This window comes from Streptomyces sp. MBT53, assembly GCF_016654115.1.
GTDB lineage: Bacteria > Actinomycetota > Actinomycetes > Streptomycetales > Streptomycetaceae > Streptomyces.
On sequence record NZ_JAEQAZ010000007.1, the window covers coordinates 1 to 19,969 of the forward strand.

The window sequence follows — 19,969 nt, forward strand, 5'->3', positions numbered from 1 at the left end:
GGGCGCGAGTGTGGGCGCGACGGACGGGGCCGCGGCGAAGGAGACCTCGGGGGCGGGGGCGGCCGGCTGCCACTCCTGCTGCGGCGGGCGCCAGGACGGTTCCGGTGCGGGCTGCCAGTCGGGCTGGGCCGCGGGCTGCTGGGGGATGAGAGGAATTTGCCCTGTGGACCAAGCCGGTTGCTCGGCGACTGCGGGCATCTGCCCGGTCGACCAGGCCGGTTGCTCGGTCACTGCGGGCATCTGCCCCGTGGACCACGTCTGTTGCTCGGTCACTGCGGGGAACTGGCCCGTGGACCACGGCGCTTGCTGGGTCACTGCGGGCATCTGCCCTGTGGACCAGGGCTGTTGCTCGGTCACCATTGGCATCTGTCCGGTGGACCACGTGGTCTCCGGGGCGGACCAGGCCGTCTCCGGCGGCGGCCAGGTGGCGCCCGTCGGCGCGGTCTCGGTGCGCGGCGCGCCGATGGGCGGGAGCAGGTCCAGGCTCGCGGTGAGCGGGTCGAAGGCCGGTGCCGGGGCCGTCGCGAACTGCTGCGGTGCCATGACGCGCGCGGGCGGCACGCCGAAGGCCGGGGCGATCGGCACCGGCGGCAGGTCGAGGACGGTCGCCGGAGGCATCTGCGACATCTGGGCCTGAGCCATCTGCGCGATCTGGGCGATCTGAGACATCTGCGGAGACTGCGGCATCTGCGTCTGCGGCATCTGCGCCATCACAGGAGACTGCTGTGTCTGCTGTGTCTGCTGTGCGGCGGGAGGTAGCGCGGCGATGGGCGCTGCGGTCAACTCCGCTGCGGGAGCCATGAGTTGCGGGGCGGTGGGCTCCGGTGCGGCGGTGGTCCCCATGGTCAGTTCGGCCACGGCGCGGCCGGTGCTCTGGGGTTCGGGACGTCGTTCGGACCGATCGGACCGCTCGGGGCGGGATTCGGCCGGGCGGGCAGGGGTCCTGCCGGGCGGCAGTATCGCCGGTACGGTCGGGCCCAGTTGGGTGCGGGCGCGGTCGAACAGCTGCCGGGTGACGGCTTCGACGGCGGGGTCGGAAGAGCGTGACGCGCTGGGGCGCGACTCGACACGCTTGCGCGGTTTCCCGGACATCGCACGTGTGGCGTTGTAGGTTCCGGAGTCCGTCTCGGCCCGGTCGTAAAGAGAGTTGATCCGCCGCTGGACTTCGTCGCGGCTGGGTCGGTCGTCCACGGTGGGGCCACTGCCTCCGGTGCGCGTGCGTCGTTCTGCCGGCATGGCAGACGTGCTCCTTCCGCTTCGCGCCTACCGGGTTAGCTGTCGGGTTCGGGCGTCGATCACGGAAGGTTTGCCCTACGGTCCTTGCCCTGAGGGGCAGTTGGACCGATTCACCCCAAGTTCGGTTGGGTCCCCGGCTCCGGCTGTCGCGAGCGACACGCCGGACTCGGCGCAAGCCGTGCGGCCCGGCGCCGATCGCCGGAGTAGGTCGTACGGCCTGGACGCCAACTTAGCCAACGTGTGTGCCTCGTGTGAAGGTTGAAGCGCGATATGTCCGATACGTATTTGTGACCTTTACCTCGCCCTGGTGTGTCGAGGGGTCAGGGGCTCGCCGGGGCGGGTGATCCATAAGAGGTCGCTATGAATTTCTGGGACGGTTGAACACGCTGGGGCCGGGCTCCGTATTGGGTCGGGGGATTTCCATGCCGGGACGAGCCGGGCCGACCGATACGTGTAGGAGCAACTTCCTTGGCACGCAACACGCGCAGACGCCCCACAGGCGCACGACGCGCGACGATGGCAGCAGTCGCCCTGATGCTGGGCGGCGGAGGACTGATGGCGGCGAACGTCTACGCGTCGGCGTCCGAAGGTGGTTGGGGCGGTGACTCCGCCCAGCAAGGGTCTCCGGACGCGGCATCGCGAGGCGCGACGATCGACTGCCCGGACATCGGTACCCAGTTGACGACGGTGCCCGACGAGGCGAAGGCCGACGTCGACAAGGAACTCGCGAATCTGGACCAGCAGATAACCGAGGCCTACCAGAAGCTTCAGGACTCGAGGGAGTCCATACGCCAGGACGCCTCCTTCGCCGACAACGCGATCATGAATCCGTTGAAGGAGAAGCGGGCCGCGACCATCGGGCGGATCGACGACGCGATCGCGCGCGTCGGGGACCGGCCGGAGGGGCTCGACGCGCTCGCCGCCTGCACCCTGATCGCGCCCACGAACGAGAACGGCGACCAGGGTGACCAGGGAGGCAACGGCAACGGCGACGACCAGAGCGCCAGTGCCAGTGCCAGCACCGGAGACCAGGGCGGCCAGGGCCAGCAGCAGTCCACCAACGGGCCCGTTGCCTCGGACTACGCGGACATCACCTCCGTACAGCCGAATGTGAACGCTCCGCAGGACCAGGCCGATGCCTCCCGCGGCACGTTCGTCACCGCCTGCGGGGTGAACGAGAACGGCCTGTTCAACTCCGACAACGTGATCGTCGCGCCCGGAGTCAGCAACGGCGCCCACCACTTCCACGACTACATCGGCAACCAGTCCAACAACGCCTTCGCCAGCGACCAGGATCTCGCGAACGCCGACACCAGCTGCGAGAACCCGGGCGACAAGTCCACCTACTACTGGCCCGTGCTGCGTCTGCAGAACGGCAAGCAGGAGCGGGACGCCGACAAGCCCGGTGGCGGCACCGAGGGCAACACCGGTGAGATCGTCACGGCCAAGCAGGTCACCCTGACCTTCGAGGGCAACCCGCAGAGCAAGGTCGTCGCGATGCCGCGCCTCCTGCGCATCATCACCGGCGACGCGAAGGCCTTCGTCAACGGCCCGGCCAACGCCAACGCCTCCTGGAGCTGCACCGGGTTCGAGGACCGGCAGCTCAAGGACAAGTACCCGCTGTGCCCGTCCGGCAGTGACGTCGTGCGCACCTTCAAGTTCCAGAGCTGCTGGGACGGCCGCAACATCGACAGCGCCAACCACCGCACCCACGTGGCCTTCGAGGCCGCCGACGGCGCCTGCCCGGCCGGCTTCAAGGCCATTCCGCAGCTGGTCCAGCGGATCGTCTACGCCGTCGACGCGCCGAGCCTCCAGGACGGCGGCAAGACGAGCCCGCTGTTCGCGGTGGACTCCTTCCCCGAGCAGCAGCACAAGCCCGTCACCGACCACGGCGACTTCATCAACGTCTTCTCCGAGAGCCTGATGAACGACATGGTCACCTGCATCAACAGCGGCGAGAAGTGCGGCGCCGGCACGGACAACGACCCTGGAACGGGCGGCGGTTCGGACAACGGCAACGGCAACGGCAATGGCAATGGCAACGGTGCTGGCGGCGGTTCGGGTGAGCCGCAGGAGTCCCCGTCGGCGACCGACACCGCTACGGCGGCGCCTACCGCCACCGCGTCCGACGAGCCCGGCGGGAACGGCGGCAACGGCGGGGACGAGGGGAATGGCGGCAACGGCGGCAACTCCGGTGACCAGCCTTCCGCCGATCCCGCGACGAGCGCCCCGGACACCGAGACCAGCGCCCCCGAGCCCACCGACACCCAGACCACCGACCCCGGAGATCTGACGACCGCCGTGTCCGTCCCCAAGGCCGACACAAAGACCGAAGGGTCCAAGTCGACAGAGACGCAGGGGAGTTCGGAAGACCAGACCGGTGGCCAGGTCGGCAGCCCCGTGGCGACACCGCCCGACTCGTCCTCGGGCGGGGAGAGCTACGCAGCCGTGGGTCCGAACCAGCCGCAGGCTCAGGGCGGCCTGGCGGAGACCGGCGCGAACCTGTGGCCGGCGATGGCCGGAGCGCTGCTGCTCGTCGCCGGATTCGTCGTGCTGTACCGGAGTAAGCGCAGCACTCGCTGACACCTCGCTCGGCTCTGACCGACAACGGCCCGACCGCCCTCACCGGGGCGGCCGGGCCGTCGTACGTTCAGCGTGTTCCGGTGGTCAGGCGGCGGGTGCCGGGTACGTCGGGTACTCGACCCCGGAGACGTGCTGGACGACGCGGACGACCTGGCAGGAGTAGCCGAACTCGTTGTCGTACCAGAGGTAGAGGATCGCGTTGTCGCCGTCGACCTTGGTGGCGCCCGCGTCGATGATCGAGGCGTGGCGGGAGCCCATGAAGTCGCTCGACACCGCGTCCGGGGCGGTGGTGAAGTCGATCTGCCGCTTGAGCGGTGAGGTCAGCGAGACATCGCGGAGGTAGTCGAGGACCTCGGCGCGGGTGGTCTCGCGGCCGAGTCGCAGGCTGAGGATCGCGATCGAGACGTCCGGCACCGGGACGCGGATCGAGCTGCCGGTGATCGGCGCCTTGAGGTCCGGGAGCGCCTTGGCGACGGCGGACGCGGCACCGGTCTCGGTGATCACCATGTTGAGCGGCGCGGAACGGCCGCGGCGGTCGGCCTTGTGGTAATTGTCCAGCAGGTTCTGGTCGTTGGTGAACGAGTGGACGGTCTCCACATGGCCGCGCAGTACACCGTACTCGTCGGCCATCGCCTTCAGCGGCGGCACGATCGCGTTGGTGGTGCAGGACGCGCAGGACAGGATCTGCTCGTCCGGCTTGATCGTGTCGTGGTTGACGCCGTGCACGATGTTGGGGACGTCGCCCTTGCCCGGCGCGGTCAGCACCACCTTGTCGATCCCGGGCCGCAGATGCTGCGAAAGTCCTTCCCGGTCACGCCACTTGCCCGTGTTGTCGATGAGGATGGCGTCCTTGATGCCGTACGCCGTGTAGTCGACCTCGGACGGGTCGCTCGCGTAGATCACCTTGATCTCGTTGCCGTTGGCGATGATCGTGCTGCTCGCCTCGTCGACGGTGATCGTGCCCTGGAACTGGCCGTGGATCGAGTCGCGGCGCAGCAGCGAGGCGCGCTTCACGATGTCCTGGTCCCCGCCCTGGCGTACGACGATGGCGCGCAGCCGTAGGCCGTTGCCCGAGCCGGCCTTCTCGATGAGCAGGCGGGCGACCAGGCGGCCGATGCGGCCGAAGCCGTAGAGAACGACGTCGCGACCCTCGCGGAACGCGATCTTGTTGCCGCCGGTGGCACCCGCGACGGCCTCGGCTGTGAACTCCTCGGCGGTCAGGCCGTGTTCGTCGGTGCGGTGGGTCGCGGCGAGCATGCCGATGTCGATCTGGGAGGGGCCCAGGTCGAGCGTGGTGAGTGCCCGCAGATACGGCAGGGTCTCGGTGACGGAGAGTTCCTCGCCGTCGATCTGGCGGGCGAACCGGTGGGTCTTGAGGATGCTGACGACCGACTTGTTGACCAGGGAGCGGCTGTGCAGCAGGACGGTGACGTCCCTCTCGCGGTGCAGCTTCCCGATCATCGGGATCATCGACTCCGCGATCTCCTCACGGTGCTTCCAGTTGGTGAACGAGTCCTCGTTGACAGGCACAGGTTTCTCTTTCGAGCTAGGCGGCGCTCATATGCTAACCCGCTGTTCATCTGCTCGTTCCGAGGGGGTCCCTCCTGGGCCGCCGAACGCCGTGAGGGCCCTGCCGACGCGCGTCGGCAGGGCCCTCACGGTTGTGCTGGTGTCGTTCCTACGCGTCCTGGGGCGCGCCGCTGCCCAACAGCGCCGACGCGTTCTCGAACGGCGTGAGCGCGTGCACAGGCGCCGCCTCCGGCAGGCCGTGGCAGGTGAAGCCGAGCCGGGTCATGGCCCGGATGACCTCGCCGCTGTTGAAGTCGCGCGGATCCTGTCGGGTGATGACCTGCCCCACCTGCTTGACGGGGTAGCGGCGCCGCCCGATGGTCACGGACTCACCCGTGACCAGCTCGGGCTTGATGCCCTTCATCGTCTCCAGCACTCCCAGCTTGGTGAGATCGAAGGGATACCGGGCGATGACACAACGCATGTTGCCTCACAGAGAGAAGGAGAAACCGTCCGAACAGGTCGCCGAAGAGGCCGAGTTGATCCCTAGGCCGCAGGGCCGAAGGACGAGCGTCGCTGGCCCCTGCCGCTTCCGCCGGAGCCGCCGTTGCCGCCGCCACCGCGCCGGGCGGCACCGCCGCCGGTCCGGCCCTCGGCGGCGGGACGGCCACGACGGCCGCGCGACGACGAGGAGGAAGGGCTGCGGCGAGTGCGCTCGCGCTGCTCCACGACCGGGGCGGTGATGACGACCGGGACGCCGGAGGGGGCCTGGGCGCCGGTGATCCGGGTCAGCTCCTCCTCGCCCGAGCGCACCGAGGTGACCTCCGGGGTGACGCCGGCCATGGTCATCAGGCGGGTGAAGTCACGGCGCTGGTCGGGGGTGACCAGCGTGACGACACTGCCGGACTCGCCCGCACGGGCCGTACGGCCGCCGCGGTGCAGATAGTCCTTGGGGTCGGTGGGCGGGTCGACGTTGACGACCAGGTCGAGGTTGTCGACGTGGATGCCGCGCGCCGCGACGTTGGTCGCCACCAGCGCCGTCACATGCCCGTCCTTGAACTGGGCGAGGGTGCGGGTGCGCTGCGGCTGGGACTTGCCGCCGTGCAGACCGGCCGCGCGGACGCCGTTGCTCAGCAGGTGCTTGACCAGCTTGTCCACCGCGTGCTTGGTGTCCAGGAACATGATGACCCGGCCGTCGCGCGCCGCGATCTCGGTGGTCGCCCGCTGCTTGTCCGTGCCGTGGACGTGCAGGACGTGGTGTTCCATCGTCGTGACCGCGCCCGCGGAGGGGTCGACGGAGTGGACGACGGGGTCGGTCAGATAGCGGCGGACCAGGAGGTCCACGTTGCGGTCCAGGGTGGCCGAGAACAGCATCCGCTGGCCGCCGGTCTGCACCTGGTCCAGCAGGCCGGTGACCTGCGGCATGAAGCCCATGTCGGCCATCTGGTCGGCCTCGTCGAGGACGGTGATGGTGACGTGGTCGAGGCGGCAGTCGCCGCGGTCGATGAGGTCCTTGAGGCGTCCCGGAGTCGCGACCACGACCTCCGCACCGCCGCGCAGCGCCCCGGCCTGGCGGCCGATCGACATACCGCCGACGACGGTGGTCATCCGCACGCTGACGGCGCGGGCGTACGGGGTGAGCGCGTCGGTGACCTGCTGGGCCAGCTCGCGGGTCGGGACGAGGACGAGCGCGAGTGGCTGACGCGGCTCGGCACGGCGGCCCGCCGTACGGGCCAGCATCGCGAGGCCGAAGGCGAGGGTCTTGCCGGAGCCGGTACGGCCGCGGCCGAGAACGTCGCGCCCGGCAAGGGAGTTGGGGAGGGTCGTGGCCTGGATCGGGAACGGGACGGTGACGCCCTCGTGGCCGAGCGCGGCCAACAACTTGGCGGGCATGTCGAGTTCGGCGAACGACTCCACGGCCGGCAGGCCGGGGGTCACGGTCTTCGGCAGCGCGAACTCGCCCTGCAGCGCGGCCGGTCGACCGCCGCCGCCCTTGGAGCGGCGCGGAGCGCTGGAGCGATTGCCGGACGGAGCCGCCGAGCGGTAGCCGCCGCTCTTTCCGGATTCCGGATTTCCATTGCGCTTTCGCGCGAAGCGATCATTTGTACGTGCGCGGTTCAATGTGGAACCTTCCTTGATATGGCACGTATCAAGGAATTCCCGCGGTGAATGAACGGCGCAGAGAATCGCAAGAACGAGCCGGTGGCTTCGACGGAATAACGCCGAAGCATGGAAAATGCAGCGAGCTGGGGCCCGCACCCCAAGGTGCGGGCCCCAGCTGCGAAGTTAACGTCGGTGTTACGCAGGGACGATGTTCTCGGCCGTCGGGCCCTTCTGGCCCTGCGCGATGTCGAAGGTCACCTTCTGACCCTCCTGCAGCTCGCGGAAGCCCTGGGCGGCGATGTTCGAGTAGTGGGCGAAGACGTCAGCGCCGCCACCGTCCTGCTCGATGAAGCCGAAACCCTTTTCCGCGTTGAACCACTTCACGGTGCCACTGGCCATTTTGTTCTCCTTCGGGGCGGTCAGCGGAGTCCGCACAGTGCGGGCTCCGTGTCGCCGTGATGATCACCCCGCCGGAAGAAAAACCGGACACACAAAAAAATGCTCCACCGCCTCGGAGGGCGGTGCGGGCATCTGAAGGGTTTGGCAACCACAACTGCAACTGAGATCAATAGTAGCACGGCGCGATCGTGAGTGTGCGGGCGTGAATTCCGTTTCTCATGCCGCGAACATAGATATTCGATCTCCCGTCGGGCTATGCGAGGCCGTCGATCCAGTCGCGGACGGCCTTGGCCGTGGTCGGCGCGTTCTCTTCGAGCAGGCTGAGATGAGTGCCGGGGACGTCCGCCGTGTCCCGCACACCGGGCCAGGACGAGCGCCACTCCGACGGCATGTCCGCCAGGGGTGCGGAGGCCCGGACCAACAGGCTTGGCACCCGCGTGAGTTCGGGCTGCCAGCCACGGAACATCCGTGTGTACGCACCCAGCGACAGCAGTGCCAGATCGTCCACCAGGGTGTCGAATCTCTCGCCGGCCGCCAGCGGAATCCGCGCGGGCAGGGACAGCAGCCACGGCTCGGCCTCCCGGTCCGGGGTGATGTGGTACGAGTCGATCAGGACAAGCCCGGCCGGGGGAGCGTCGAGGTTCGCCAGGTGCGTGGTGAGCGCGTGGGCGGCCGATCCCCCCATGGAATGGCCGACCACTACATAGGGGCGATCGCCGAGCTGGTGCCGCACGGTCGCCGCGTGCGACGCGGTCAGGGTCTCCAGATCCCGTGGCAGCGCCTCTCCGTGATCGATCCCGGTGTGCCGCACCTCGAACACGTCCCGCTCGCCCTCGAAGCAGGCGGCGAGCCCGGCGTACCAGGGGCGGCCCAGGTTGGAGGCGAAGCCGGGAACACAGACCAGGGCCGGCCCCCGGGTGCCCGCGGCCAGCCGCAACGGCGGCAGCGCGTGCCGGGCCGCCTCCTCGGGGCCGAAGGCGGGAGCGCCGATGGACGCGGTCACCAGCAGATGCATGGCCGATACGACGTCACCGGTCTCGCACACCTGCCGGTACAGGGCGGGCAGCGACTGCCCGGCTCCGCGTCCACGTCCACCGGACCGCACCGGTGCCGGGACGCACGCGGCGGCGGGCTCGTCGGGCAGTGCGCCGCGCAGCTCGCCGTACAGGTGCTCGGCGAGCTGTTCGGTGTCCGGCCAGTCGTAGGCCACGGTGACGGCGAGCGGTGTCCCGGTCAGCAGGCTCAGCCGGTTGCAGAGCATGACCCGCATCAGGGAGTCGAGGCCCAGTTCGGCGAAGTCCCGGTTCACGGCGTCGACTTCGGTGTGTCCGAGCACGGCGGCGACCTCGGTGCGGATGAGCGAACGCAGGGCGGCCAACCGCTCGGGCGGGGCCAGGGCGGCGAGTTGGTTCCGCCAGGATCCTGCGCCGTCGTCCGCCACTCCGCCGCCCGCGCTGGCGGCGGCCGTGGGTCGGCCCGTACGCAGCAACCCGCGCAGTGGCGGCGGAACCGCCGTCCCGGCCGGGAGCGCCTTGGGCGAGCGGTCCAACGGCAGGGGCGCGAGGACGGGTTCGGTACTGCCGAGCGCGGCGTCGAAGAGCGCGAACGCCTGCTCCGGAGAGACCGCGCGCACCGGACCGCCGTGCACCCGTCCGCTGCGTGCTGCCATGCCCTCCTGATCCGCCCACGCGCCCCAGACCAACGACAGGGCGGGCAGGCCCAGTTCGGAGCGATGGCGTGCGAGCGCGTCCAGGAAGGAGTTCGCCGCCGCGTAGTTGGCCTGACCGGGGTTGCCCAGCAGCCCGGCCGCCGACGAGAACAGCACGAACCGGGCCGGCGGCAGATCCTTCGTCGACTCGTGCAACTGCCAGGCCGCGTCGGCCTTCGGCCCCAGCACCGCCGCCAGCCGCTCGGGTGTCATCGACGCCAGCACACCGTCGTCCAGCACCCCGGCCGCGTGCACTACGGCGGTCAGGTCCGGCCCGAACGCCTTGAGTACGGCGGCGAGTTGGTCCCGCTCGGTGATGTCGCAGGCCACCAGATCCACCTGTGCGCCCGCTCGATGAAGATCGTCACGCAACTCCCGCGCTCCCGGCGCCTGTTCGCCACGCCGACTGAGGAGGACGAGCCGTCGCACGCCGTGGCGGTCGACGAGGTGCCGGGCCAGCATCGCGCCCAGGGACCCGGTGCCGCCGGTGATCAGGACGGTGCCGCCGGCGAGCGAGCCCGCGTCCTCGGAAGGGGGCGCCGCTGCCAGTCGGGGCACGCACAACACGCCTTCACGTACGGCGAGTTGGGGTTCGCCCGTGGCGAGCGCGGCGGGCAGCTGTCGTAGCGACTCGGGGTGGCTGTCCACGTCCACGAGGGTGAGGCGTCCGGGGTACTCGGCCTGCGCGGTTCGGAGCAGGCCCCAGACCGTGGCGGCGGGCAGGTCGGGCGACGGCTCGGCGGCGCCGCGTGTGACCACGGTCAGGTGCCCGGAACCGGCGAGGTGTGTTTGCAGCAACTGCATTGCTCGTACGGTGAGTTGGTGTGCCTCCGCGACCGGGTCCGTGTCCTGGTCGCCGGGAGCGGCCAAGGAGGCGACTGTTGTCTCCGGTGTCTCCTCGTCGTCGGCAGAGGCGAGGAACGCGGCCAGGCCCAGATCGTCCGTCCGCGACACGACCACGGCGGGTACCTCACCGACAGCGGGCACGTTCGTCCACCGCAGCCGATACAGCTCCCCGGCCGGGGCGGGACCGATCTCCGGTGCCGGTCGGGTCGTCATCGACTCCAGGCGGGCCACGGGCGCGCCGGTCGGGGTCGCGAGATCGAGGGTGATCGTGTCCGGGCCGGGCCTCGTCATGCGGACGCGCAGTGCCGTCGCGCCTGTGGCGTGCACGGTCAGGCCGCGCCAGGCGAACGGCAGCCGGGCAGGACCGGAGGGCGGTTCGGCGAGCAGACCCGGGTGCAGGGCGGCGTCCAGCAGGGCCGGGTGGAGGACATGGCGCCGGGCGTCCGCGACCGGCAACGGGCCGACCTCGGCGAACAGTTCCTCGCCGCGCCGCCACAACGCGGTGACCCCCTGGAAGGCCGGACCGTAGGCCAACCCGGCCGCGGTCACCCGGTCGTAGGCCTCGGACAGGTCCACCCGCGTGGCACCCGTCGGCGGCCACACGGTGAGCGGGACCGCGTCGTCCAGGACACCCGGCGCGGTCGGGCCGAGCCGACCCGTCGCGTGCTGTGTCCAGGCGCCGAGCGCGCCGGACTTCTCGGACCGCGCGTACACGTCCGCCGCGCGACGCCCGGAGTCGTCCGGCTCACCCAGGACCACCTGGACCTGGACGCCCTCCTCGTCGTCGTCGGGCAGGAACAGCGGGTTCAGCAGGGCGAGTTCCTCCAGTACGGCCAGCCCGCACAGGTCGCCCGCGTGCAGCACGAGGTCGGCGAAGGCCGCGCCCGGCACGAGGGTGTGTCCGCCCACGACGTGGTCCCGCAACCACGGCTGGCCCGCACCGGACAACCGCCCGCCGCACAGCAGCCGTTCCGTACCCGGCACCGTGACGACCTGGGCCACCAGCGGGTGCCCGGAGCCTGCGCTCGGGTCGCTGCCGGTGTCGGGCAGCCAGTAGCGCTGCCGCTGGAAGGGATACGTCGGCAGGCCGTCGACCCGCCGGGCACCGCTGCCCGCGTAGACCTTGCGCCACTCCAACCGCACCCCATGCACGTGGAGTTGGCCGAGCGCGTCGAACAGCGTCCGCGCCTCGGCGCCTCTCCGCCGGGCCGTCGCGGCGAAGAGGAGCTCCTTGCCGGTCCCGGCGGCCTGGGCGGTGAGGTGGGCGTCCGGGCCGACCTCGGCGAACGCGGTCACCCGCCCGTCGTGTGCCAGCCAGTGCACGGCGTCCCCGAACCGCACGGCCTCACGGGCATGCCGCACCCAGTACGCGGCCGACCGCAGTTCCTCCCCGGTGGCCGGAAGCCCGGTCAGGCCCGACAGCACCGGGATGCCGGGAGTGCTGTAGGTCAACTCGCCCGCGACACGGCCGAATTCGGCGAGCATCGGCTCCATCAGCGGGGAGTGGAAGGCGTGACTGACCCGCAGCCGGACGGTACGACGGCCTCGTACCGCGAAGCGTTCCGCGAGCGCGAGGACCGGCTCCTGCGCGCCGGAGACGACGACCGCGCGCGGGCCGTTCACCGCCGCGATCGCGACTCCCTCGGTGAGCTCGGCCGTCACCTCCGCCTCGGTGGCGTCGAGCGCCACCATCGCGCCGCCCTCCGGCAGCTCCCGCATCAACCTCCCACGGGCCGCGACCAGTTCGACGGCGTCCGCCTCGGACAGCACGCCCGCGCAGTGCGCCGCCGCCAGCTCGCCGACCGAGTGCCCGGCCAGGAAGTCGGGCCGTACGCCCCAGGAGGAGAGCAGCCGGAAGAGGGACACCTCGTAGGTGAACAGGGCGGCCTGGGCGAAGTCCGTACGCTCCAGCAGGGCGCTTTGGCCCGCGTCCCAGAGCACCGGGCGCAACGGACACTCCAAGCGGGCGTCGAAGCGAGCGCACAGGGCGTCGAGCGCGGTCGCGAACACCGGGAAGGTGTCGTACAACTCCCGTCCCATGCCGGTGCGTTGGGCGCCCTGGCCGGTGAACAGCAGGGCCAGGCGGGCGGCGGAGGCGGCGGTGTGCGCGGGAGTGGACTCCGTCAGGGCGTCGAGGGCGGTCAGGGTCGCTGCCCGGTCGGTTGTGGTGACGGCCACGCGGTGGGGGAGGCCGGACCGGCTGGTCGCGTGGGTGAACGCCACGTCCAGAAGGGGGAGTTCGGGGTGCTCGCGGAGGAAGGCGGCGGTGCGTGCGGCCTGTGCTCGGAGGGCGGACGGGGTGGCGGCCGAGAGCAGCAGCGGGGGTGTCAACGTGTTGCGCGGGGATGGCGCAGCGTCTGCTTCCGCCTCCTCCAGGATCACGTGCGCGTTGGTCCCGCCGATGCCGAACGCGGAGACCGCCGCCCGCCTCGGCCGTCCGGGCTCGGGCCGCCACTCCTCGTCCTGGGACAGCAGCCGTACCGTGCCCGACGACCAGTCCACGTGCGGGGACGGCTCGTCGGCGTGCAGGGTGCGGGGGAGTCGGCCGTGGTGCATCGCCAGCACCGTCTTGATGACACCGGCGACCCCGGCCGCCGCCTGGGTGTGTCCGAGGTTGGACTTCAACGAGCCTAGCCACAGCGGGCGTTGGGCGGGACGGTCCCGGCCGTAGGTGGCGAGGAGCGCGTGGGCCTCGATCGGGTCGCCGAGCGCGGTGCCCGTGCCGTGTGCCTCCACGGTGTCGATGTCGGCGGGGGTCAGTCCCGCGTCGGCCAGGGCCGAGTGGATCACGCGTTGCTGCGCGGGGCCGTTGGGCGCGGTGAGACCGTTGGACGCGCCGTCGGAGTTGACGGCCGAGCCGCGCAGGACGGCCAGTACGGGATGGCCGTTGCGGCGCGCGTCCGAGAGCCGTTCCAGCAGGACCAGGCCGACCCCCTCGCCCCACGCGGTACCGTCGGCCGCCGCCGAGAAGGGCTTGCAGCGGCCGTCTGGCGCCAGCCCGCGCAGTCTGCTGAAGGCGATGAACGGTCCGGGCGACGACATGACCGTGACCCCGCCGGCCATCGCGAGGGAGCACTCCCCGTCGCGCAGGGACCGTACGGCCGAGTGCATCGCGACCAGCGACGACGAGCACGCGGTGTCCACGGTCACGGCGGGACCGCGCAGCCCCAGCGTGTAGGCGATGCGGCCGGAGGCCACGCTGCCTGCGGAGCCGAGGGCGAGATGCGCCTCCAACTCGTGCCCGCCGTGGTGCAGTCGGCTCGCGTAGGTGGCGTGCATGACGCCCACGAAGACACCGGTGTCGCTGTCGCGCAGACCGGCCGGGTCCAGCCCCGCCCGCTCCAGCAGCTCCCAACTCGTCTCCAGGAGCAGCCGTTGCTGGGGGTCGGTGGCCAGGGCCTCGCGGGGTGACATGGCGAAGAAGGCCGCGTCGAAGTCGGCCGCGTCATGCAGGAAACCGCCCCGCCGGGTGACCGATCTGCCGAGGCGGTCGGGGTCCGGGTCGTACAGGTCGGCCACGTTCCAGCCGCGGTCGGCGGGGAAGTCGGAGGTCGCGTCCGTGCCGTCGGCGAGCAGCCGCCACAGATCCTCCGGGGACTCCACCCCGCCCGGATAGCGGCAGGCCATGGCGACGACGGCGATGGGCTCCCCGGGGTCGCCTGCGGAGGTGCGCGCGGGACCCGGGGTGCTCTCGCCGTGCAACGTGGCACGCACCAGGTCAGCCACGGCGGTGGGCGTGGGGTGGTCGAAGACCAGGGTCGCGGGCAGCGTGAGACCGGTCGCCGTGCTCAGCCGATCGCGCAGCAGGACAGCGCCGAGCGAGGTCAACCCTTGGGCGCTGAACGGTACTTCGGGGTCCAGCTCCGGTACGGGGACGTCGAGGGTCCGTGCCGTCACGTCGAGGACCAGGCCGAGCACGGCGTCGGACGCGGCGGCGAACCGCTCGCGCAGGGCGGCCGAGGCAGCCGTACGTTCCGCGGCCAGGCGCTGCGGCAACTCCTCGACGAGCACCGCGCGGGCGAGCTTCCCGGACGCGGTGCGGGGAAGGGACTCGGTCGGATAGATCTCGTCCGGCACCTTGAACCCGGACAGCCGCTCCCGGCAGGCGGCGAGCGCCCGCTCGGTGTCGACCCCGTCCGGGCCGGGCACGACGAAGGCCACCGGCACCTCGCCCAGCACGTCGTGGCGTCGGCCGACGACCGCGGCGTCGACGACGTCGGGGCGGGCCAGCAACACCCGTTCCACCTCGGACGGGTTGATGTTCACCCCGCCCCGGATGATGAGTTCCTTGACCCTGCCGGTGACGTGGAGATGGCCGTGCGCGTCGCGCCGGCCGAGGTCCCCGGTGCGGTACCAGCCGTCGGTGAACGCCTCCGCGGTCGCCTCCGGACGGTTGTGATAGCCCGCCATCAGCCCCGGACCGCGTACCCAGATCTCGCCCTCGTCCGCGTCGCCGGCCTCGGCACCGGTGGAGGGGTCGGTGATCCGGATGTCCAGCACCAGCAGCGGAAATCCGCGCGAGGGGTCGTCGCGGGGGCTGTCCAGCCGCTCGATCGCGATCTTCCCGCAGGTCTCCGTGGAGCCGTACCCGTCGAGCAGGGGAGCGCCCAGGGTCTGTTCGACCTCGGTCCGCAACTCCGGGGAACAGGGAGCCCCGCCGCTGACACACACCCGCAGCGACGCGGGCACCGGACGTGCCGTCTCGCGCAGTGACTCCAGCAGGAGACGGTAGGTGGCGGGCACACCGCCCAGCACGGTGAACGGCTCGGCGGCGAGTGCCTCGGCGAGGTTCGCGCCCGGTCCGAGGACCCGCGCTGTCGCACCGACCGAGACGACACCCAGCAGGCACACGGAGTGGCCGAGGGCGTGGAACATCGGCAACGGCCACAGCAGTCGGTCCTGTTGCTCCAGCTCGTACGCCGGTACGTACGCCTTCGCCACCGACCAGAGCGCGGAACGCTGCGTGGAGACCACGCCCTTGCTCTGGCCGGTGGTGCCCGACGTGTAGTGGATCCAGGCCGGCTCGTCGAGCCCGAGGTCGTCACGGGCGGCCGTACCGGAATCCGTACCGGCCAGATCCTCGAAGTCGAGGGTGCCGTCGGCGAGTTCGTCCCTTCCGACGACGATCACCCGTCGTACGGCGGCCGGTTGGGCGACCGGCTGCTCCGTCACCACCACGACGGCTCCGCTGTCGTCGAGGAAGTACGTCAACTCCTCTTCCGACGCGGCGGAGTTGAGGAGCACACCGATCGCCCCGGCACGCAACACGCCGAGCCAGGCCTCGACCAGTTCCACCCGGTTGCCGAGGTGGATCGCGACCCGGTCCCCGCGTCGCACCCCGAGCCGTACCAGATGGCCCGCCAGCCGGGCGGTGCGCCGCTCCAACTCCCGGTAGGTGACGGCGCGTCGGTCGTCCAGGTAGGCGGTCTTGTCGCCGATCCGATCCGAGTGCTCCCGCAGAATGCCGGGCAGCGTGCGTGTCAACTCGTCGTCGGAAACGGCCATTTCCACCCCTTTGCTCACCAACCCCGAGTGGCAACCGTACGACAGGCACCCTCCGGAACCGGGATCGGGCAGGATCTTCGGCATGGCGATGTGCGACTACTTCTCCGCCGCGAGCGACGAGGCCGCCGTGGGTGTCCTCAACACGCCGGGCGGACCTGATCCGTCGGTCTTCGACGTGCTGTCCCTGAAGGGCATCGACCCGGTGGTCGTCATGGCGCGGCTCGAAGGCCTCCTCACGGACTGCGCCTACGACGAGGCACGCGCCCGTCCGCGCTCCGGGCAGCTGCTCTCGGATCCCGAGGCCGAAGCCGCCTTCGTCATCAGCGTCTCCGACACACTCAGGGACGCGTTGGCTTCGGCGACGGATGACCAACTGGGTCTGGTGGCAGGGCCGTTCGGGGCCGTGGAGGAGGTGGGTCTACCGCCCGCCGAGGCGCTGGAACTGCTCCGGCTGCTGTCCGGGCTGGCCGGGAGGGCCGTGGCGGAGAACCGGAGGCTGTACTGCTGGTGGGCCCTCTGACCCGACTCTCCGGTCTTACTCCAGTACGTCGGGCTCCTCCTCCACCACGAGGTCGGCCAGGAGATTGAAGTTGTGCCGTGCCATGTTGGCGTTGCTGAACTGCCGGTGCGCCAGCGTCACTTCCTCCTCGGTCATGATCCGGGGCGTTCCGGCGGCGTCGGCGAGCAGTTGCATCTGGCAGGCGCGTTCCATGGTGATGAACCACCACGCGGCCTCCTCGACCGAGCGGCCGACGGTCAGCAGGCCGTGGTGCCGGAGGATGGCCGCCCTCCGGTCGCCGAGCCGGACGGCGATCCGCTCGCCCTCGGACTTCTCGAGGACCAGACCCTTGTACTCGTCGAACAGGACATGGTCGTCGTGGAAGGCGCAGGACTCCTGCACGATCGGGGCCAAGGGCTTGTCCAGTGAGGCGAAGGCCCGGCCGTGGATGGTGTGGGCGTGTGCCACCGCCACGACGTCCGGGCGGGCGTGGTGGATGGAGGAGTGGATCCAGAAGGCCGCCTTGTTGGTCCTGCGTTCGCCCTCGATCACCCGGCCCTCCTCGTCGATGAGGAGGAGGTCGCTGACGCGGATCCTGGAGAAGTGCACCGCGTACGGGTTCACCCAGAACCGGTCGGGGAATTCGGGGTCCCGTGCGGTGATGTGTCCGGCGATGCCCTCGTCGAAGCCGTAGCGGGCGAAGATCCGGAACGCGGCTGCCAACTGCCGCTTGCGGTGGGTGCGTTCGGCCTCGATGGTGTCGCGGCTCTCCGCGAGGCGAGGAATGTCGAGTTCCTCGGTGTTGTCGAAGTCGATGTCGTTGCTTCCGGTGGTGACGGACATCAGCACGTCCTTTCCGGTGCGAGGTCACGAGGAATTTCTTTCAGGCTGCAACCATCCTCCGCCTCATGTCAACCTCAGAGGCAATTAATGTTGCCTCAGTGGCATCAAGCTCGGTCTGTTCAGTCGCCCCTTCGCCAGGCGCCCAGCACCATGAGCGTCTTCGTGCCGATCACCGCACCCGTGCGCCGGAGCCGGTCGATGACATCTCTGAGGTGCTGCACGTCGGTCACCCGGACGCGGACCAGGGCGTCGGGGTCGCCCGCGACGGTGAAGACCTCCTGGGCCTCCGGGACGCTGGTCGCGGCCATGGTGATCGCCTCGACCTTGACGTCGCCGGCGAACCGCAGCTCGACGAAGGCCTCGAAGCCGGCGCCGAGCTTTCCGTGGTCGAGGGTCACCGTGTAGCCCGCGATGACTCCGACCCGCTCCAGCCGGTCGACCCGGCGTTTGACCGCCGACGGAGAGAGGCTGACCCGCTCCGCGATCTCCGTCATCGTCCGGCGGCCGTCCTCGACCAGCAGATCCAGAATCGCGCGGTCGACGCTGTCGATGAGTCCTGTGTCGGTCATGTGCTGTCCTCCCGTTGACGCCCGTTCTTTGCGGCAAACCTCGATGTGAGTCGAGTTTCTTGCATCACGTGCAAGATACCTGCAACTTAATTGCCCCGCGCTCCGTCCCGCCGCTCCACTGTCCACACCTGCCAACCGGTCGGCGACCGCCGTTCGAGAGCGTGAGAAAGGGACTCAGCGGTGAAAGTTGAGCGCGAACTACCCTCCGGCGAAGCCCAGGAGCTGCTGGAGCTGACCGTCGACATCGCGGACAAGGAACTCGCCCCGCGTGCCGCGGAGTTCGAGGAGGAGGGCCACTTCCCCCGCGAGGTGTTCCACCTCCTGGGCGAGACGGGACTGCTGACCCTGCCCTTCGCCGAGGAGGTCGGGGGCGGCGGCCAGCCGTACGCCGTCTACCTGCAAGTACTCGAAGAACTGGCCGCCCGCTGGGCCGCCGTCGCGGTCGGCGTCAGCGTCCACACGCTGTCCTGCCACGCCGTCGCGGCCTTCGGCTCCGCGAGCCAGAAGCAGACGCTGCTCCCGTGGCAGCTGAGCGGCACCGCGCTCGGCGCGTACTGCCTGTCCGAGGAGCACGCGGGCTCCGACCCCAGCGCCATCCGTGCCCGCGCGGCACACGACGGCGGTGCGTGGGTCGCCCGGGGCACCAAGGCCTGGGTCACCCACGGTGGTGAAGCCGACTTCTACACCGCGTTTCTGCGCACCTCCGACGACCCCCGCAACGGCATCTCCTGCTTCCACGTGGACGCCCGGTCGCCCGGCCTGAGCGCGGGTGCCCCGGAGCGCAAGATGGGGCTGCGGAGTTCGACCACCGCGGTCATGAACTTCGACGACGTACGGATCCCCGAGGACCGGCTGATCGGCGAGCCCGGCCAGGGACTGAGGATCGCGCTGTCCGCACTCGACGCGGGACGGCTCGGCATCGCCGCCGTCGCGGTCGGCATCGCGCAGGCGGCCCTCGACCACGCGGTCGAATACGCCCGCGAGCGCCGGACGTTCGGCCACCGCATCATCGAGCACCAGGGCGTGGGATTCCTCCTCGCCGACATGGCCGCGCGCACCGAGGCGGCCCGCGCCACCTACCTGGTCGCCGCCCGTCGCAAGGACTCCGGTCAGCCGTTCAGCCGGCAGGCCAGCATCGCCAAGCTCATCGCGACCGACACGGCCATGGCCGTCACGACCGACGCCGTCCAGGTCCTCGGCGGTGCCGGATACGTCCGTGAACACCCGGTGGAGCGCTATATGCGCGAGGCGAAGATCACCCAGATCTTCGAGGGCACCAACCAGATCCAGCGCATGGTCATCAGTCGCCATCTCGACGGCTCCTGAACACCCCACGTTTTCAAAGAACTTGAGCGAACGAACTTGAGAAAGGCGGGCACCGTGGCACCACACGACGCCGTTGCCGTCATCGCGGGCGGCGGCTCCGGACTGGGGCGCGCGACCGCGCACCGGCTGCACCGACAGGGCCGTACGGTCGTGCTGTTGGACCTCCCCGGCAGCCAAGGCCAGGACGCGGCAGCCGCGTTGGGGGAACGCGCCCATTTCGTCCCGGCCGACGTGACCGATCCCGACCAGGTCCGGCAGGCCTTCGCGTACGCGGCCGGGCACGGGCCGGTGCGCGCGGCGGTCAACTGCGCCGGGATCGCGACACCCGGCCGCATCCTGGGCAAGCGGGGAGCACTGCCCGCCGAGGACTTCCGGCGCGTGATCGAGATCAACCTGCTCGGCACCTTCCACGTACTGTCCGCCGCTGCCGCCGTCATGGCGGGCAACACCCCGGACAACGGCGACCGGGGCGTCATCGTCTGCACCGCGTCGATCGCCGCCTACGACGGACAGATCGGCCAGGCCGCCTACGCGGCGAGCAAGGGCGGAGTGGTCTCCCTGACCCTGGCGGCGGCCCGGGATCTCGCCGACTCGGCCATCCGCGTCGTCACCGTCGCGCCCGGGCTGTTCGACACCCCGCTGCTGTCGGGACTCCCGGAGAAGCCACGGACGGAACTGGGAGCGGCCGTACCGCATCCGTCCCGGCTCGGATCGCCGGACGAATACGCCTCCCTGGTCGGCCACATCCTCGACAACCCGATGCTCAACGGCGAGGTCATCCGCCTCGACGGCGCCCTGCGCATGCCCCCGCGCTGAATCCCGAACCGACATCGCCCACGGCCC

The 19,969-nt window shown here is 70.6% G+C and carries 12 protein-coding genes and 1 riboswitch; of the genes, 4 read left to right on the top strand and 8 right to left on the bottom strand.

Annotation, left to right across the window (positions count from 1 at the left end):
- Positions 1-1,236 (bottom strand): peptidoglycan endopeptidase (locus tag JHN45_RS04245; RefSeq protein WP_201048060.1); only part of this gene is annotated, 1,236 nt, incomplete at its 3' end.
- An 8-nt stretch (positions 1,237-1,244) separates the two neighbouring features.
- Positions 1,245-1,418: riboswitch (cyclic di-AMP (ydaO/yuaA leader) on the bottom strand.
- Between the two features lie 334 nt (positions 1,419-1,752).
- Here JHN45_RS04245 and JHN45_RS04250 point away from each other — a divergent pair.
- Positions 1,753-3,819, top strand: coding sequence for a DUF1996 domain-containing protein (locus tag JHN45_RS04250; protein WP_201048061.1), 2,067 nt, complete (start codon positions 1,753-1,755; stop codon positions 3,817-3,819).
- Positions 3,820-3,903: 84 nt separating this feature from the next.
- On the opposite strand, the gene JHN45_RS04255 is transcribed toward JHN45_RS04250, so the two are convergent.
- The 5 genes from JHN45_RS04255 to JHN45_RS04275 form a co-directional block, all read right to left on the bottom strand.
- Complete coding sequence (locus tag JHN45_RS04255; protein ID WP_201048062.1) at positions 3,904-5,349, bottom strand: glyceraldehyde-3-phosphate dehydrogenase; 1,446 nt, start codon at positions 5,347-5,349, stop codon at positions 3,904-3,906.
- A gap of 148 nt (positions 5,350-5,497) precedes the next feature.
- Complete coding sequence (locus JHN45_RS04260) at positions 5,498-5,812, bottom strand: SCO5918 family protein (protein WP_200708523.1); 315 nt, start codon at positions 5,810-5,812, stop codon at positions 5,498-5,500.
- A 62-nt stretch (positions 5,813-5,874) separates the two neighbouring features.
- On the bottom strand, positions 5,875-7,449 hold the full coding sequence (locus JHN45_RS04265; RefSeq protein WP_200708524.1) for a DEAD/DEAH box helicase: 1,575 nt from the start codon (positions 7,447-7,449) through the stop codon (positions 5,875-5,877).
- A 177-nt stretch (positions 7,450-7,626) separates the two neighbouring features.
- On the bottom strand, positions 7,627-7,830 hold the full coding sequence (locus tag JHN45_RS04270) for a cold-shock protein (protein WP_019056860.1): 204 nt from the start codon (positions 7,828-7,830) through the stop codon (positions 7,627-7,629).
- Positions 7,831-8,083: 253 nt separating this feature from the next.
- Positions 8,084-15,889: a type I polyketide synthase gene (locus JHN45_RS04275; protein WP_201048063.1), complete on the bottom strand. Its 7,806-nt coding sequence runs from the start codon at positions 15,887-15,889 to the stop codon at positions 8,084-8,086.
- A gap of 82 nt (positions 15,890-15,971) precedes the next feature.
- Between JHN45_RS04275 and JHN45_RS04280 the strand changes: the two genes are divergently transcribed.
- Positions 15,972-16,409: a hypothetical protein gene (locus JHN45_RS04280; RefSeq protein WP_201048064.1), complete on the top strand. Its 438-nt coding sequence runs from the start codon at positions 15,972-15,974 to the stop codon at positions 16,407-16,409.
- A gap of 15 nt (positions 16,410-16,424) precedes the next feature.
- Here the strand turns inward: JHN45_RS04280 and JHN45_RS04285 are convergent, their stop codons facing one another.
- Together JHN45_RS04285 and JHN45_RS04290 are read right to left on the bottom strand one after the other, a co-directional pair.
- On the bottom strand, positions 16,425-17,231 hold the full coding sequence (locus JHN45_RS04285) for a class II aldolase/adducin family protein (protein WP_201048065.1): 807 nt from the start codon (positions 17,229-17,231) through the stop codon (positions 16,425-16,427).
- 119 nt (positions 17,232-17,350) lie between these two features.
- Entirely contained in the window at positions 17,351-17,800 is a 450-nt protein-coding gene (locus JHN45_RS04290; protein ID WP_019070147.1) for an Lrp/AsnC family transcriptional regulator, read from the bottom strand.
- 180 nt (positions 17,801-17,980) lie between these two features.
- Here JHN45_RS04290 and JHN45_RS04295 point away from each other — a divergent pair, with 180 nt between their 5' ends.
- Positions 17,981-19,126 (top strand): acyl-CoA dehydrogenase family protein, encoded by a 1,146-nt coding sequence (locus JHN45_RS04295; protein ID WP_201048066.1) that lies wholly within the window; start codon positions 17,981-17,983, stop codon positions 19,124-19,126.
- Between the two features lie 54 nt (positions 19,127-19,180).
- Entirely contained in the window at positions 19,181-19,942 is a 762-nt protein-coding gene (locus tag JHN45_RS04300; RefSeq protein WP_201048067.1) for an SDR family NAD(P)-dependent oxidoreductase, read from the top strand.
- Positions 19,943-19,969: the final 27 nt, after the last annotated feature.